The organism is Leptospira neocaledonica (assembly GCF_002812205.1).
GTDB lineage: Bacteria > Spirochaetota > Leptospiria > Leptospirales > Leptospiraceae > Leptospira_B > Leptospira_B neocaledonica.
The window spans coordinates 52,029-69,653 of record NZ_NPEA01000011.1 but is presented as its reverse complement, the minus strand read 5'-3'; the positions used below and the strand labels follow the sequence as shown (position 1 = coordinate 69,653).

At 38.9% G+C, this 17,625-nt stretch carries 11 protein-coding genes; 4 read left to right on the top strand and 7 right to left on the bottom strand.

All coding sequences use genetic code 11. The features are described 5' to 3' along the window. Nucleotide 1: 1 nt before the first annotated feature. Complete coding sequence (locus tag CH365_RS17855; RefSeq protein ID WP_100769899.1) at nucleotides 2–1,042, bottom strand: MBL fold metallo-hydrolase; 1,041 nt, start codon at nucleotides 1,040–1,042, stop codon at nucleotides 2–4. A 186-nt stretch (nucleotides 1,043–1,228) separates the two neighbouring features. On the opposite strand from CH365_RS17855, the gene CH365_RS17850 reads away from it, so the two are divergent. Then, complete coding sequence (locus CH365_RS17850; RefSeq protein ID WP_100769898.1) at nucleotides 1,229–2,383, top strand: adenylate/guanylate cyclase domain-containing protein; 1,155 nt, start codon at nucleotides 1,229–1,231, stop codon at nucleotides 2,381–2,383. Nucleotides 2,384–2,404: 21 nt separating this feature from the next. On the opposite strand, the gene CH365_RS17845 is transcribed toward CH365_RS17850, so the two are convergent. Further along, entirely contained in the window at nucleotides 2,405–3,160 is a 756-nt protein-coding gene (locus CH365_RS17845; protein WP_244283278.1) for a helix-turn-helix transcriptional regulator, read from the bottom strand. 224 nt (nucleotides 3,161–3,384) lie between these two features. Between CH365_RS17845 and CH365_RS17840 the strand changes: the two genes are divergently transcribed. Beyond that, nucleotides 3,385–4,230 carry a class I SAM-dependent methyltransferase gene (locus CH365_RS17840; protein ID WP_100769896.1) on the top strand — a complete coding sequence of 282 codons (846 nt, stop codon included), beginning with the start codon at nucleotides 3,385–3,387 and terminating at the stop codon, nucleotides 4,228–4,230. Between the two features lie 106 nt (nucleotides 4,231–4,336). Here the strand turns inward: CH365_RS17840 and CH365_RS17835 are convergent, their stop codons facing one another. From CH365_RS17835 to CH365_RS17820, 4 genes are all read right to left on the bottom strand, one after another. Then, entirely contained in the window at nucleotides 4,337–6,625 is a 2,289-nt protein-coding gene (locus tag CH365_RS17835) for a glycoside hydrolase family 5 protein (RefSeq protein ID WP_100769895.1), read from the bottom strand. 350 nt (nucleotides 6,626–6,975) lie between these two features. Further along, nucleotides 6,976–8,028 carry an alcohol dehydrogenase catalytic domain-containing protein gene (locus CH365_RS17830; RefSeq protein WP_100769894.1) on the bottom strand — a complete coding sequence of 351 codons (1,053 nt, stop codon included), beginning with the start codon at nucleotides 8,026–8,028 and terminating at the stop codon, nucleotides 6,976–6,978. A gap of 23 nt (nucleotides 8,029–8,051) precedes the next feature. Then, on the bottom strand, nucleotides 8,052–9,053 hold the full coding sequence (locus CH365_RS17825; protein ID WP_100769893.1) for a VOC family protein: 1,002 nt from the start codon (nucleotides 9,051–9,053) through the stop codon (nucleotides 8,052–8,054). A 126-nt stretch (nucleotides 9,054–9,179) separates the two neighbouring features. Beyond that, entirely contained in the window at nucleotides 9,180–10,805 is a 1,626-nt protein-coding gene (locus tag CH365_RS17820) for a 7TM diverse intracellular signaling domain-containing protein (RefSeq protein WP_100769892.1), read from the bottom strand. A 115-nt stretch (nucleotides 10,806–10,920) separates the two neighbouring features. Here CH365_RS17820 and CH365_RS17815 point away from each other — a divergent pair, with 115 nt between their 5' ends. Continuing rightward, nucleotides 10,921–14,532, top strand: a complete 3,612-nt coding sequence (locus CH365_RS17815) for an adenylate/guanylate cyclase domain-containing protein (RefSeq protein ID WP_165782629.1) — start codon at nucleotides 10,921–10,923, stop codon at nucleotides 14,530–14,532. A gap of 47 nt (nucleotides 14,533–14,579) precedes the next feature. Here CH365_RS17815 and CH365_RS17810 read toward each other — a convergent pair whose 3' ends face one another. Next, nucleotides 14,580–15,911, bottom strand: a complete 1,332-nt coding sequence (locus tag CH365_RS17810; protein WP_244283277.1) for a phospholipase C/P1 nuclease family protein — start codon at nucleotides 15,909–15,911, stop codon at nucleotides 14,580–14,582. 95 nt (nucleotides 15,912–16,006) lie between these two features. Between CH365_RS17810 and CH365_RS17805 the strand changes: the two genes are divergently transcribed. Further along, nucleotides 16,007–17,602 (top strand): Na+/H+ antiporter, encoded by a 1,596-nt coding sequence (locus tag CH365_RS17805; RefSeq protein WP_100769890.1) that lies wholly within the window; start codon nucleotides 16,007–16,009, stop codon nucleotides 17,600–17,602. Nucleotides 17,603–17,625 lie beyond the last annotated feature (23 nt).

Genomic DNA, 17,625 nt, shown 5'->3' with positions numbered 1-17,625 from the left:
CTTACTCCTTAGGCAGGTATTTCTCATTCCAGTTCATCATCCCTCCCGCCATATTGGATGTGAATTTATAACCTAAACGAATACTTTCTTCTGTGGCTTGTCTGGAACGTTTACCACTTCGACATACAAAGATGATCTCTTCGAAACGGTCACCGGCTTCTAGAAACTTAGTTAACTCGGAGCCCAACGTTAAGAGTTGGGAAGTGCGAATATGCCCTAAGTGTCCGTGGAATTCTTCCGGAGAACGTACATCTATAATTTTAACTTTTCCAATTTTCTTATATACCTCCTCATTTAAAACAGTAGGAATTCCTGATATACTACGAGGACTCATCGTTCTCACGATTTCCAAATTACCACATCCGTTATTTGCCGGCAGGGCCAAATGCATTTTTTTAGGAGTTGTAAGTTGTAGTTCTTCCATGATCTTCTTGAAGTCTTCTTTAGAACGATTTCCTCCGATTCTGGGATTTAATTTTTTTTCCAAAGAGATTGTGCTGCTTGTGAAACCTTGGTAATCGTGAGCAGGATAAACTTGAGTTTCATCCGGAAGAGAGAATAACTTTTGAGTAATGCTATCATATAACTTAGTGGCAGATCCTTCTTGGAAGTCGGTTCTACCCGTGCTGCGGATCAGTAAAGAATCCCCTGTAAAAATCATTCCTTCGAATTGAAAACTCATGCATGCGTTTGTGTGTCCCGGTGTAGCAATTGTTTTGATTTCTTTATTTCCAAGCGGAAGTATACGGCCATCTACGAGTAGAATATCTACACAATCTATTTCGGCCAACGCACTTACGGCTGTTTGTGCCATCGTGTTTTTGCGGATTTCGGCCGCTCCGGTAATATGATCCGCATGAATATGTGTCTCTAAAATGTACATTAGATACAAACCGAGTTCACGAATCAGTTTTAGATCTCTATGTACCGTTTCCCATACTGGGTCGATGATGGCAGCCTCTTTCGTTTCCGAATCTGCAATCAAATAAGTGTAAGTGGAAGATTGAGGTTCGAAAAGTTGATAAAAAAGAATATCTTTCATTTTTTAAATTTTACCTCCGTAACGTGCATATACATCAATATACGATGTATTTATTTCTCGACCTTGTATAATTCTGCAGTTGTTTGGAAAAAATTTTTCCGAGGTAGTTTTTTTTTATGAATTTGCAGAATTATACAAGCGATGGATCTTTTTAGATCAGTCAATTAAACAAATAAGAGTTATCACATGAGAACAAAAGAACGAGATAAACTTCACAAAGATGGGCTAATAAATTTCTCGATAGCATTTACTGCTGCGGGTTTTTTATGGGGGTTTCTATATTTTATATTAGGTTTTGCGCAATCTGCAATTATTCCAGGGGGATATGCTCTCTTAAGTTTATTGAGTTTGTTTTTTGTTTTTGTTACAGGAAAGTATTTGGCTTTTAGATTTCTCCAATTTCTTTTTATCTTAATACTTCCTGTACTTTTGCAATTAAGCTTAGGAGGTTTTGAAAATTCCGGAGCGGTTATCATTTGGGCGATACTCTGTCCACTTGGAGCACTTTCTTTTGCTCCGATCCGGCAAGGTTTGGTCTGGTTTGGATTATTTTTGATCGTCTTGATCTTAACAGGATTAGCGGAATTTTATCTTCCTCTACCAATGCCAAGGGTGGAGCGTAATTTACAGATATTATTTTTTGTTATCAATATTGTCGGTGCAGGAACGCTGACTTTTTTCAGCTTATACTATTTTATTTCTAAAAACAAACAAGAGCATGATCGAGCAGAGAACCTTTTGTTGAATATTTTGCCTGAGCCTATTGCTGAAAGATTAAAACGAAATCCTTCTACCATCGCCGATGGTTATCAAATGGTTTCTATATTATTTGCAGATATAGAAAACTTCACTGTGATTTCTCAAAAAGTATCTCCTGAAACTTTGGTACATTTTCTGAATGATGTGTTTTCTCATTTTGACCTTCTTGCCGAAAAATATGGAATGGAAAAAATTAAAACGATCGGAGACGCTTATATGGCGGTTTCTGGAATTCCCATATGGCATGAAGAACATGCAGAGAATGCGATGAGAATGGCGATCGAAATGCAAAAATTTGTAAAAACTTTGAGGGATCCTTCTGGAAATCCTTTAAGAATGCGTATCGGTATACATTCCGGACCGGTTGTTGCCGGTGTAATCGGGAAGAAAAAATTCGCATATGATCTTTGGGGTGACGCGGTAAATACCGCTAGTAGATTAGAATCCCACGGAGTACCAGGTCGAATCCAAATCTCTGAAACAACTTACGATCTATTAAACGATACTTCTCAGATCGAAATTAGAAGATTAGTCGACGTAAAAGGTAAGGGGCAGATGAGAACTTATCTAAGCCGCGAATAGGATCGTATTTAGCCGAAATGATTAAGCTTCTGCGTAACTTGCAGGAACTTCGATAAACGATTTCAGATATCTAGTATTTCTAAATATTTCAGAAGGAGGTAATCCGAATGTGGAACGAAAGGTTCGTGTAAAATGAGCTGAATCGAAAAATCCTGCACGATGTGCTGCTTCTGTATGACTCATTCCATGTAGAAGCGAATAAACCGTTAATTTAAGCCTAAACCAATTGCGAAAGGAATGAAATGGAATGCCGATCTCTTTTTTAAATTGGTGCTCCAAGTTCGAAACCGACATACCCGCAAATTCCGCAAGATCTTTTGCAGAATGATCTTCATGTGGCATTGTGGTGATCAATTCAACGATCTTTTGGATACGATGATCTATCATTCTGGATCCATTTTCCGATACCGGAGGAATCTGATTTAATAATTCCAATAAGGCTTCTTCCGAATCGGAATCAAAGGATAAAATTTTATTGATCGTGCTAAATAGTTCTTCTTCTTCCCTTAAAGAAATAAAGATACCTTCGTTTTCACTTTCGAGATTCGATGCTCTTAAAGATTCATAATTAGGACTGCTTAAATCCATAAAGAGTAATACACAAAATTTTCCGGAAAACCGGATAGAATGATCCACCATCGGAGGGATGAGTACTGAACGGAAACTAATCCAATCAGTATCATTCAGAGAAATTTGGAATTCTTCGTCCAAGCTAATACAAACTGTTGCCGCTGCTCTTCGGCGAAGGGTTAGATCAGGAAGCGAACCCGCGAACAAACAACGACTCCCCCAGATACAAATTTTTTCCTGTCGAACGAGTGGATGAGAATTAATTTCCATAACAAGAGCCTGTAAAGTTTTTACCCAAGGTTGCAGAATTATACAAGGAGCTTTCATCATCCGCAAATATAATCATCTTGTCACTGAGAATTTATTCTGCCCGGCATATTGGGTAGAAGGCTGGAAAGAATATACTACTCTACAATAGGATCTACACTTATATGATAAAACAGGCTTTTGAATCTAAAACGGAAAACCCAAACAAAATGTTATGGGAAAAAGGTGATTTTACTGAGATTGCGTCCATGATGCGCAGGTCAGGACAAGAACTTGTAACTCACTTGGGAATAATATCTCCTTTAAAAATTTTAGATCTTGGATGTGGAGACGGAACCACTGCAATCCCACTTGCTAAAACTGGTTCAGAGGTGATAGGGATCGATATTGCAAAAAATTTAGTGGAAGCAGGAAATAAACGAGCGGCCGAAGAAGGTCTTTTCAATTTAAAGTTCCAAGAAGGAGATGCATGTAATTTACAAGAAGTCCCGGATCATTCTTTCGATCTCACTCTTTCCGTCTTTGGGGCTATGTTTGCTCCAAAACCATATGATGTTGCAAGAGAGATGGTCCGAGTTACAAAACCGGGAGGTCGTATAGTGATGGGGAATTGGATTCCCAATGATCCTACTTCATTCGTTTCCCAGTTATTAGGAATCAGCGCATCTTTTTCTCCTCCTCCGCCGGAAGGATTTATAAGTCCAATGACTTGGGGGATGAAGGCTTATGTTCTAGATTATTTTGTGAAGGCCGGAGTAAAAACGGAAAAAATATCCTTACTCAAAGATACGTATAATTTTATTTCACCGGATAAAACTCCCGAAGATTTAATCGATTCTCTAAGAAAATTTTATGGTCCTACAATGAATGCCTTTGCGGCGGCCGAAAAAATCGGAAAAGTTCAGGAACTGAGAGCGAAACTTATAGAGCTTGCAAATTTGCAGAATCAAAGTGACGGCACGGGAATTTCAATCCCTGCCACTTTTTTGAGAGTTACTGTGGATCTCTAATAAGAATATTAAATAATCCGTATGCTTAAATAAAAAAGCCGACTCATTCGAGCCGGCTTTTTTTTATTAATCGTCTTACGGGTAAAATTTCACCCGGCAGCCGATATTATCGATTCTGAACCGTTACATTCTCGGTCTTTACGTAAGAAGTATCATACCACCACGCGCGAACTTCCATAGGACGATCCGCTTTATCGGGTGCTATATTAAAATCTAATGAGAAGTTAGTGTATTGGCCCGGGCCCACGAATTCATTTCTGTAAACGTCCCTTCTTGCCAATACATCTTGGCCATCATACACGTCTATGGTTACAATCTTATCGTTATTCGCGTTAGTAACATCTACTAACATGCGGAATACGGCTCGTTTGTTACCGGTTCCCCAACGACCTCTGTCATAAGGACCATAGATAATATGATCTGCCCAATGATCAGCTGTAGTCACCACCCAAGCATCACCTTCTGCGAATCCTGTGCGGTGAGAAAGATTTTTTGCCTTATATACTAAAGGTAATTCTCCGCTCAATGGAGAAGAACAACAAAGTAGTGCGGCTCCACCTCCGTCTCTTTGTGCAACACCGGCTACGTATTCGGTATCAGCACATTGGCCTTTGTAAGAACCAGGCGCCCAGTCTCCTCCACGTTGGGAAGAACGGCTATCTCCTCTGTCGAACCAAATGGTGCGACAAGAATTTGCAAGAGGAACCTTACTATGTGCACAAAGGATACCACTTGTTCCCCAAGAGTGTTTGGTCGCTCCGGCAACATAGTAGTCATTAGGACATTCGTATTTAGTAAATCCGCCTGCCCAATCTCCTGTGCCATGGTAACGAGTAGTGGTTTCATACACTGCTTGCACGTTAGTCGCGCGGTCCGCATGCCAAAGTTTTCCGTATTTTGTATCACTACAAAGTGCTCTTTGGTCGCGGCTCAAACCTAATAGACGTTCTCCATCCGGACAGGTTCCTTTGTTTGCACCTGATAACCAATCGTTATCGATCGTGCTTACGTTATCATCTACACCATTAAAACCGATCTTGGTCAAATGATCTACATACGCAACAGATCCAGTCTTACCATTGGAAGCAAGAAGGCGATCCATATGTTCATCTCGCCAGTTGCCTCTTTTTGTTTGAGACCAATCAGAAGTTACTAGTCCCCATTCGTCTTCTCCGTTTAGAGGCCAGAACGCGAAATCTAGATCCTTCTCAATTAGATAATCCACAAGTCTTTTGAGCCATTCTCTATCCGCAGGATTTGTTTCTCCTGGAGAAGCTCCGAATTCACTTACCCAAACTGGTGCAGTAGTGACTGCATCCGGATCAGTTACATAACCCCATTCGTCAGTGATAGTGTTACGGAAAGTATTTAAATCCATATCCTTGTATTTGATATTTCCGCCGGATGTAGCATCGTCACCGTTATGTTTTGGTCCGATAAATCCGTAGTTATGAGCTGCATAAACCAGCTTATTTACATTGCGGATATGAACTTGAAGATCACGAACAGGTTTTAAGTGAGGACGTTCTCCTGAACCTAAAATTGGGATCGCACCCCACCAATTGATACCTTCTACAACGATAACCATATCCGGGTTTGCACGTAAGATATCATTTCCTGCTTCTCCTGCAGCCTTACGCCAATCGTCTATATTATTCCAACCCCAGTTCGGGCTATTCGGAAGATGTGTATCGTTAAAACGTTGGGTGCGCACTTCGTTTCTAAGATCCGCAGCAGCAACTAACTTATTATTCTTATAACGATTTACTAAGAAGACCCAATCCGCTTTCCACATTTCTGGAGTTTGGTTATAAGCGAAGGAAGATCCCGTATGATACCATTGGCCATTATAGTCGAATCCACAACACCATTCGGAGAAGGTAGTGTGATTATTTAAAACCACTACGATTCCGGCAGCAGTGAGAGCGGCAACAGTCTCGTCATAGATCTGTAAGGCCGTCTTTCCGAAAAATTGTGGGTTAGCCGCCACATATTCGTTCGGAACGATATTCGCGTCGTGCAGCATTAGATTGGAAAAAGGCAAACGAACCGAGTTAAAGCCCCATTCCTGAATCAAAGAAATAATATGAGAGATAGGTTGTTTGTCCAAGCCTCCCACTACTTGGCGAGTATCACTTGCTCCATACCAGTTCACCGCTTTCAATTTGAAACGGTTATTATTCGAATCCACGATATATCTTCCGTTCGTGCTCAGAGGAACAACCGGGGGAGTGGTCGTCACTAAGAAAGCTCGTACGGTGTTGTACGTGGACTTTGCTGATTTTGGAAGCGAGAACGGTAAATACGCTTGGTCTGTTTCAGGGGAACAACTTGCCAATATAGCAAAGACCACCGATACAGAACAAAAAATTTTCATTTTCCTTCTGTTAAACATTTTGAATTCTCTCCATTGAATTCCCAATCAATCACGGATAGTTTTTATATGTGTGGAGATATTTAACGGGACCTACTTATAAATCGTTTATTTTTCCCCAAGATTCTTTCTTGGTTCTGAAGTTTTTTCTTTTTAAAGCGTTCGTTATAATAAAAATATTGAACGAACAGTCCATATATTTAAAGTGTAGAACTTACAAAATGTTTATTATATTATAAATATTTAATATATTTTGGGGCGCCTCCTCGCGACTCGTATAGAGGTGTGACGAATATTCGTCGAACGCTCGGATCGGGCTATCCGCTTGTATCTGCGCCTCACCACTTGTGTTGCGGCGCGGTATACCGCTACTATCCCTGGCGCGTTGTAGATTCACAAAGGATCTGTACCTTTCCTTCTGTCATATTTTGGCTATAATATGCATACGCATCCTGTATCCTATCCAAAGGAAATTGGCGTTGGATCTTGGGTCGAAAGATCCCGTTTACATTTCGGATAACTTCTCTGGATAATAGGAATCTAGAGGCAAGGGAGAGTGAATTGATATAATATTCCGTTTCGAAGAATTGTATTTTCCAACCGTTAAATAGTTTCTGGGGTTGGAATAACATTGGTCCGGTATTAAAATAACCGTACATGCATAGGGTAGATCCTTGGGGCATAGAACGTATCAATGTTAAGGGCATTTCTCCTCCGATACAATCGAAACCGTATGTACAATTGACTTCTTTACAAAGTTTTGTGAGTTGTTTTTCGAAGTCCGGATCGGATTGGTTTAATACGTAAGACGCGCCTTCTTCTTTACAGATCTCTTTTTGTTCTTCTCTGCGTACGATAGCTATACTCTTTAATCCGTATCTACTAGCCGCTCTCATCGTCATTCTGGCAACTGCACCTGCAGCTGCAGTGATAAAGAAATATTGTGAACCGGAAGCCTTGGCCCATTTTGCCATTCCGATACCGGTGATAGGATTTGCTACAGAAGATGCCGCTTCTTGAAATTCCACATCCTTAGGTAGTACAATTAATTTTAATGCATCAGCTAATACGTATTCTGCGAAAAGACCGTTCTTCGTATAAAAGGCGACTCTTTTCCCGAGTCTCATCCTCCCAATAATTCCACCTCCGCTCGCAACGACTGTTCCTGCTCCTTCGAATCCTACTCCTCTTGGATAAGGGTAATTCAAGGTAGAACTATACACTCCCTTGATATGATATAGATCGTTGGGATTCATGGAGCCCCGGTTGACTTTTATGAGAACTTGGCCTGGTCCAGGCTTAGGAAGATCTAGTTGGGTTAATTCTAAAACTTTTAAGATTTCTTTTGGGTCCGAGATATTATTTTCAGACAAGGGGGCGATCTGTCTGACTGCGTTCATTTTGTTAGGAAGGTTATTTTTCATGGATTCATTTTTCCAAAGTTTAATTATTTCTGGGAAACAAGTATAAGATTTCCGTCAGGATCTTTGAACATTATGGTATTATTATATTCTTCCGTTAATATTCCTCCATCTTGGAGTATTTTGTTTGCTGCTGATCGTAAATCGGAAGTTAAAAATCCCACCGCAATTTTTCCAGCATCGGATTTCTCTAATGGACCCTTCTCGCTAAAATTATTATAGGTGAAAATCTCTACAGTAGGCCCCCCTTCGTCATATCCGGGGAGGGGAAGATGGCGGCCTTTGATCTCTATTCCTTGGATTCCAGTTAACTTTTCTATAAAGTCTCCCTTATAATCTCTTTCAAATCCTGTAGAAGAAGTTTCGAATATCTTACTATAAAAAGAAAGAGTTTTGGTCCAATCTTTGGTATTGATATTCACATGAAGGAATCGGATTTTGTCGATTGCAGGCGGATCCAATTTGAAATGAGTCCTTACCAATGAATTTAGACTTCGAAAGATAGTGCTTGGGCTAAGAGGAGTAGGAAATGGAATATGAATTTCGATTATATTTCCATCCGGATCTCTTCCATAGATTGCAGGAACTTTTTGCAAGTCCTCAAAAACACTGTCGATACTTCCTCCATTCTTTAGAAATGTTTGGATAAGCCCTGGAACATTATCCGTTTCGAAACAGATATGAGCGTAACCCAGATCGTTTGCAGCAGATGTTCCGTGATTAGATTTCTCAGATTTTAATATCGTAAATATTGGCCCTTCTTCTTGGTAATCAGGAGTTCTGAGACTAATGACAGAAGAGAGCGGATCTCCGAGGGCCCAGTCAGACTTCTTCTCTGTTTCTTTAGCTTTGAATACATTCGTGTAAAAATCAGAAAGACGTTTCGGATCTGGGCTCCTGAAAATTACGGTCTCAAACGAAAATTCCGAATTTGGGATTCTTTTGTATTCATGGGGAGAAGGAGTTAAAATCCACCAGATTATAATGAAAAAAAGTATGGAGAATAGAACGATCAGAAACTTCTTCATATATTCGGAAGGATAGCATAATCATTCTCTCCTGCGCTTGAACGAATCCGGTATTGATAAAAAAGTTTTCTACTTTGAGCAAGAGGTCTCTTTTTTTACGATGTTTAGCCTAAAAGAGGAGTTTTGTTAAGTTAATTCGAAGATTCTGAATTGTTTGGGAGTTCGTCCTGTAATCCGTTTGAATTCGGCGTTAAACGCAGCCTTGGAGCCAAATCCGGATTCATAAGCAATTTCTAAAATATTCCATTCGGATTTTTCTTTTAGAAGATGGATTGAATGTTGTATTCTATAATAGGATAATAGTCTCGGGAATGTCGTGTTTAATTGAGTATTACATATTTCTGAAAGTTGGTGAGGATTTAACTCCAACCTCGTAGCAAGAGTCGCTAAGGAAAGATTCTCTTCCTTGAATATCATTTCTTGTGTAAATAATCTTTCGATTTCTCCCAATATCTGATTTACATTCGTATTATGGATCTTGCTTCTGATGTATTTAGAAGTTTTTCCGTCCGATGGTTGGGATTTTTCTGGCTTCAGAGAAAATTCAGATAACCGATCCACTGCAGTCTTCATTTCGATTTCTAATATTTTTCTTCTTGAATCTATACTTTTGTATCGCTCGTAGATACTCGCCGCAAAAAATATAACTTCCAAAGGAAGTGCCCAAACCGGTAAATAAAAGTAAATAGGATTAGGCTGAAGTACTCGCGTGATCCATAATATGTATACGAATGCTGCCGAATAAAAAGTACCCCAAGTGATAACGAATGTTAAAAGATGTTTTTGTCCCTGAATCAACATTCTAATCGTAACGATCAAAAAAGCTGGGATCCAAATCATATAAATAAGGGAGAATACTCCGGAAAATAATTGGTTCCAATCCGAAAGAGCGGCAGCTATTGAGCTTAGAGCAGCAAAAATAAGTATGGCGATCGCGATTTTATCAAAACGAGGAAAGGTGGATCTCAAGTCCACAAATTCTCTAAAGAATGCAACTCCGAAGAATAAGGTGAGTGCCTGACTGAAGAAGAATCCATGATTGAGCCAATAAGGAGTTTCTGACAAGAGAATCCTAGGTGCGGAAGAATACATTAGGCTAAAGTTCATTGTTATAAAAAATATATAACCTCCGTACCAAAGATAGATTTGGTCTTTGAGGGTAAAAAAGAAAAATAAAGAAAACAAACATATCGCGAGCATGAACCCCGCATAAAAGGAGGTGTACATGGTGCGATCATTGGTTTTGTTTATGGCTTCTTCTTCGGATAAGATAAAGAAAGGAATACGAACTAATGAACGAGTATTGATCCGTACTAATATTTCTTTGTTTCGAAGAAGTGGAATACTCGGATAATCCAACCAAGCAACTTTCCATTTGCTTCTTTCTAAAACTGCTCCTGCCTGACCATACAGGTTCCAATTACCAGCATCTGTTTCTAAGAAGAAGTCAATATTGGTAAGAGTAGCCCATTCTAAGACCATATAACATTTTTTTTCCGCAGCAAATGGTTTACTCTGCAGTTTGATCCAAATAGTACGATCGGTATATCCAAGATCAATATATGGCTGGTTTAGATCCTCAAAAGTTTGCGAAAACGCGAGATTCGGATCTCTTTCTCCGCTAAGAGTTGTTCGAATCTGTAAGGTCTCAAAGCTACAATCTGCTTCCTTCTCCGCTTGGTTTGAAGACTTACAAGCGCTTATCGAAAGAAGCAGGATCAATAAACATGCTTTATAATTGGATCTACACATTCACGGCGAGTTCTTTCAGATATCTAAAAGATGGCAATTCTTATTGGAAATAAATGTCCAGAATTATAACCACAGACGACGGATGACGTTTTATGCCTATTATATTGTCCCGAATATGGAAGTTTTACCACAGAACGCTTGGCCAATCATTTCTTCGGCTCCTACAGATCTTCAGTATTTTTGGTACCAATTCCCTTTTGCAGTTCCAGGGCTCACTACCTTTGTTGTAGGTTTTTTGTTATTTGTCGCAGGTATGATAAGAGCTCGAAAAGAAGGTTCTCAAGCTCTTTTAATTAGTTTTGCAATTAGCTGCCTTGCCTTCGGAACTCTTGGGCTTCTTTTGGGACTAAGAGCGGTTATTTTGGATAAGAGTTTTTTATTATCCGTTAATACGCTCTTGTACCCGATCGTTCTTTTATTCACTCCTATGAGTGCTCATATTCTACATCATATCCTAGAAAAAAAATATAAGATCCTTTCTTGGATGAACTGGTTGAATTGGGGAGCAGTCGTATTTGCATTGTCCGGCATCGTTTTAAATCGGGCCTTTACTGGAGATTTTATACATTATCCGTTCGGAAAATATCCTGTATCCACTTTCTTCTTAAAACCTTGGGGAATCATAGGAGTATCTACTTACTTTCTCATTGGTGTTCCATGTATTCTTCATTTTCTAAAATACAATTCTTTAAAGAATAAAAAAACACTTGTACTCGGACAAAACCTCCTTATCATTCTGGCTGCATCCAATCTACCTAGTTTCATAGGGATCCCTTTCTTTCCGGGGGGTAATTTTTCTTTTATTCCTATGCTTATTCTTGCATACGGAGTATTTCGATCAGACTTTCTGAACTTAAGTGATTTCTTATTTAATAAAAATGCTTTATTCTATTTTTTGAATGCGATAATCGCACTCTTATTTTTGGGAATATCAGGAGCATTTGTTTATCTTATTTCTCCAGATGAACTTGCTAAATCCCCGAACATACAATGGCTTTTTATTCCATTGATCTCTACTTTGGCGGTTTTCTGGTTAGGGATCATTGTTGGAGGAACAAACCCTGCTTCCCCTCTAAATCAGATCGCGGCATTTTCCCTTTATATCTATGGAGCACAGTTGATCTCTGTGCTTTCTATCAATATAATTTCGGATCCTATAATAGGTCTTAGAGTCACTCAAGTCTGCTATATGATCTTTTTTCTTGCACCTTCTATTCATATACGTTTTGCGTATCTTGCCTTAAAGAAACCGTTGCCAAAATATTTTCCTATCTTCGATGCGCTTGTGTTTTTATTAAGTGTAGCCGCACTCTCGCCTTGGTTGTTCGTGGGATATTACGAATTCGCTTGGGGAAGGATACTTGCATCCGGACCGGTTGTACAAGGATTTGGAGTAGTCGGTTTTATCGGGATCCTGGCGGTTTTGTCGGAATGGTTCTCCGCATTCAGGAAAAAAGAATCCGATTTTTTAGGAAACTTGGCGGTTCTATTCTTAATTGTAGGAAGTATTATGCTTCTTTTAAATTTGCCCGCAACACAAGGATTTCCTATTTATCCACTTGGAAATTTAAGTATTATTCCGACTGGAATATTAGCCTACGGAGTTCTGCGGAATTCTACAAGACTGGAAGCTCAACAGGCTTTTAGGATAAGTCACAGGATCTCTTTATTATCCCTTTCCTTGATCCCGTTATTTTCATTTCTTCTTTTTCCTTTTTTGTCTAAAAGTAGTCCGATAGATTCAAGAATACTTTATATTCTTTTAATATGTTTTCCAATCCTTCTTCTGGGATATCAACTCGCCTTCTTTTTGACGAGACCAATTTCGTCTGAACTGGATGTTTTATTACATAGATTGGATCGGGCAAGAGAAGAGGCTGAAAATTCTAAAAACGAAGCAGAAGTGCTGACCGAACTTGCGAAGAAGATCAATTCAACGAGCGATCTGACCGAAATTTTACAATTTGTTAAGGATCATATTTCTTTAAGATTCGGAGAAGATTCCATACTCGCTCTATTTACGATCAATGATGCTCAGCAATCATTGGTATTGTATCACCTTACTTCAAACGCGGATTCGGATATTAAGGATAAGATAGCGGATCTTAAGATTCCATTAGCGTTAGAAGGAGGAGTTCTTGCAAGGACCTCGAAAAAACAAAAGCCGATCTATTTGGCGGAAATTAAACCTGAGTGGCTGGACGCTTCTCCGTATGATGCGATACTAGTTCGAACTTTTAATTTGGAATCTGTTCTTCATGTTCCTCTGATCGTACAAGGAAAAACGCTTGGAGTTCTTTCTGTAACCTGGTCAAAAGTCCAATTTTTAGCTCAGAAAGATCTAAAGGAGATCGCGTCTTTGGGAGATCAGATCGCAGGCGCAGTTCAAAACGCGATTCTATTACAGGAAACAAAAGATTCTGCGGAAGAGATAGAAGAGTTGAATCGATTCGCAAGAATTCTGAATTCTTCTTTGGATCTTGATCAAGTCTTTCAGTCAGCATTCGATTATATCGTCGATCATAGTACTGTTGATACTATATGGTTATTGCTAAAGGATAAGGAAAACGGAGTGTTAAGGACTTACTCCGGCAATTCCGCAATGCCTGGACTTACCGAAAAGGAAATGCAATATTTTCGTGATCTGGAAATTCCTTTGAATGAAACGGGAGGAAGTATCTATCATACTTATTCGGAAAAAGTTCCATTATATATAGATGATATACGATCGGAACAAGGTTTTACGAATTTACTCAATGGAAGTATGGTGAACTTTTCTAAAATCGATCTCAGGATCGCAAAAAATTGCCATCTGTATTCTATGTTCCAAATTCCTCTCATATTAAACCATGAGGTGATAGGTATTCTTAATCTAACCGCTTTCGAAAAGAAGATAGGTTTAAGCGTTAAGGCTAGGGAGAAGATAATGCGGATCTGCGAACAGATTACTACTGCATTGCATAATGCGTCCTTATACGACCAGATCAAAAATCTTTTTACGGAAGCGGAGACTTCTCGTGAAAAAGCGGATTCATTACTTCTGAATATTCTTCCTTCGGAGATTGCTGAGGAATTAAAGGAAAAAGGAGAAGTGCGACCTATCTTGTACGAATCCGCAACTATCCTATTTACCGATTTTAAAGGATTTACACAAATTGCAGAGACACTTTCTCCATCTGATCTGATCCGAGAATTGGATAGTTGTTTTACTCAATTCGATGAGATAGTACATCGTTATAAATTAGAAAAATTGAAAACGATCGGGGATTCCTATATGTGCGTGGGTGGGATCCCTGCAAAAAATAGAACTCACGCGATCGATGCTTGTTTGGCCGCTTTGGAATTGCAGGCGTTCATGAATCAAATGCAATCGATTAAGAAACAATTGGGATTACCATATTGGCAGATGAGGATAGGTATTCATACGGGTCCGGTCATCGGAGGAGTGATCGGAAAGAAAAAATTCGCATTCGATGTATGGGGAGATGCGGTTAATACAGCCTCACGTTTGGAGTCCGGAGGAGAAGTGGGTAAGGTCAATATTTCCCAGAATACTTTCGAATTAGTAGACGATTTTTTTAAGACGGAATATAGAGGGACAGTACCGGTTAAGAACAAGGGTTATATGGCCATGTATTTCTTAGAGGGGCTTAGGGAAGAATATTCTTTAACGGATGGAAAAGTCCCTAATAGAGTGTTTCACGAAAAATATCATTCGTTCTATTAATCGAATAATCGGCTGATTTTGCTTTTACAGTCTCAGCCTAATTTTCCTTAGTTTTGTTTCAATCCGGCCTTTACATAATTCCGGATATGAGAACCTACACTTTTCATATGCTCCGTAATTGTAGAATCAAGATCTCCCAATGACTTTTGATTGATCTCGGGTAAAAGTTTTCCTTCTGAAAAACCTTTTAGCAGGTTCGATTCATCTATTAGAGTATCGATCCGATCGGAAATATCATAACTTTGTTGTGTTACTATATTTACTATATAAGAATTATCGTACTTACCGTAACTATTATCAAAATCGGTTTCTTTTACACTTACTATAAAAGGATGAGTTAAATTCTTGCTTTGATACGCATTTCGTAATGTACTAAAATGGTATTTTTCGATAGTAGTGTGACGACTGGCAATCCTGTCGATCGCATCGTTTTTGGCGCTTTCAAATCCAAGTATGGCTTTTAAATTAATCCAAAGCATACTGATTGTCCCAAAATTTGGAAGAACTCTGGAATGATACGGTTGTGTTAGATCCACAACATAATGCATTCCCCAGCCCAAAAAACGATATCCCCAATATGTATGCCCTGTTTGAAAAGCATAGCGAGAAAGTGTCATAAACTGATACACTCTATACTTAGGATAAGTACGGGTTAAAAATCCAGCCGCAGCAAAAATGATCGGCGATTCGTGATAATAACCAATATGAAATGGAACCTGGGTGGCATAATAGATTTTAGAATCACCAAAGGATTGTATTCCAAAACCATAATCTTTTCCGAAACTTTCTCCATTATCTTCGAATAAATTTAGATCTAATCCGAAATCCGGCTCATCGCCTGCAGTCGCAAGCACCTCTAATGGGCTAACAAAATCTCCTATTCGAATATCATAAAATTCATAATCTTGTTTTAGATCTTTCTCTCCATAAATACTTACTGTCATTGGATCGGATTTTTTTCCAGGCAGAGGATATCCCGGAAAATTTTGCAAAAAATAACCTAACGGTGTTCCGGTATTTAACCTAAGTGCTCTTAAAAAATGATTTCGAATCGTTTTTCTATCTCCACCTTTGAATACAAGTGCCTCCGGAAGTGGAGCATATTTATCGTAATCGAGATTTGCTTCCTTCTCCATATCCCTCATAAGAGGGATAAGTTTGTCCTGTTCTTTAAGTAAAAAATCTTCGAGAGATTCTACTTTTACCTTAGGAGCGGATACTAATTCAGGTATAGCTTCGAGAGCCGGTCTATTGAATAAGAAATGGTTCCACCATGCTTCTGCAGGTGTTGCAAATAAAGTAAGTGAGGCGATACAGATTAGACTAGAGTAATATTTAAGCACACCAAAGTATTTTCGATTACCAAGAGAAGTCAACACAAAGTGTCCGATAGAAAACTGGAGCACTGTAAAGTTGTTGAGTAGTTAAAAAGGTTCATAATGATCTGTAAAATCTCCCGCTCAAACAGGAAAAGATGGAAAATATTCTAGTTGAATACGTGTATCTGATTTTAATCATCCTCGGATTGGTTGTAATTGCCAATCGACTGGGACTTGCTTATCCGATCGTTTTGTTGATCGGAGGGCTCGTTGTAAGCACCATTCCATTCTTCCAAAATATCACAATCACTCCGGAACTTGTTTTTCTAATATTCCTTCCTCCATTACTTTATGAAGCTGCATGGCAAATTTCTTGGAAAGAATTTTGGAAATGGAGAAGGATCATTGCAGGTTTTGCTTTTCCAATTGTAATCATCACTTCTTGTGTAATTGCTTTGATCTCTAGCTCCTTGATTCCTGGATTTACTTTAGCGGTCGGATTTTTACTAGGAGGAATTATTTCTCCGCCTGATTCCATTTCTTCTGTTACTATTATGAAACAGACAAAAGCTCCCAAGTCTGTGGTAAGTATCGCAGAAGGAGAAAGTTTACTGAATGACGCTTCTTCTTTGATCGTGTTCCGTTTTGCTTTGGCAGCAGTAATTACTGGGCAGTTTAATCTTCAAGAAGCAACTTTCAGTTTTGTTTGGGTAGTGATCGCTGGTTCACTCATAGGTTTGCTTGTGGGTCTTATCTTTTATGGAATACATCGTTGGCTTCCACTTACGCCGAGTATAGAGATCGTTTTAACGTTTGTGACTCCATATTGTATGTATTATTTGGCGGAACATTTTCATGTTTCTGGAGTTCTTGCTGTGGTATGCGGAGGACTTTTTCTTTCGAGTAAACGCCAAGGTCTTTTAAGTTACGTTAGCCGTATCCAAGGTGAGAATGTTTGGAGTAGTATAGTATTTATTCTGAATGGACTTGTGTTTTTGCTAATCGGTTTGCAATTACCTTCTATCGTAAATCAGCTGGGGGATATAAGTTTAATAAATGCGATTGTCTATGGGCTATTAATCTCATTTGCTTTGGTAATAATTAGGGTTATCATCGCGCTTTGTACATCCGGTTTTACTAGGATCATGAGTAATTTTATAGAAGTTACGGAAGTGAATCCAGGATGGAAGATTCCAATTGTTTTGGGATGGGCAGGTATTAGGGGAGTGGTATCTCTTGCGGCGGCACTTTCTATTCCATTATATACAAACGGAGAAACTCCTTTTCCGTATCGAAATCTTATCTTGTTTATCACATTCATAGTGATATTAACCACAATGATCTTTAACGGACTTTCTCTTCCTTGGTTGATTCGAAAATTGAACGTAATGGATTTTCAAACTCCAATTCCGGTCCATCGCCAAGAAGTGATAATTCAGAAAAAATTGGCTACAGAATCACTTCACTATTTAGAAAAAAATAATACAGGTGCAAGAAAAAATAAACATCTTAAAAATCTGATCTCACGCTTGAAAACGGAGTTAGGGTATTTTGAAGAAGAACTAAAGGGAATGTCTGGTATTCATCAAGGTGAAAGAAAAGAATATGGAAATGTATATTTAGAACTTCTACAATTCCAAAGAGATGTTTTAAACGAACTCAACCATGACTCTGGATTCGACGAGGAAGTGATACGTAAATATCATGCATTGATTGATATAGAAGAATTTAAAACCAGAGAAAGTGATTGATTTCTTTCTCTGGTTTTTTGATC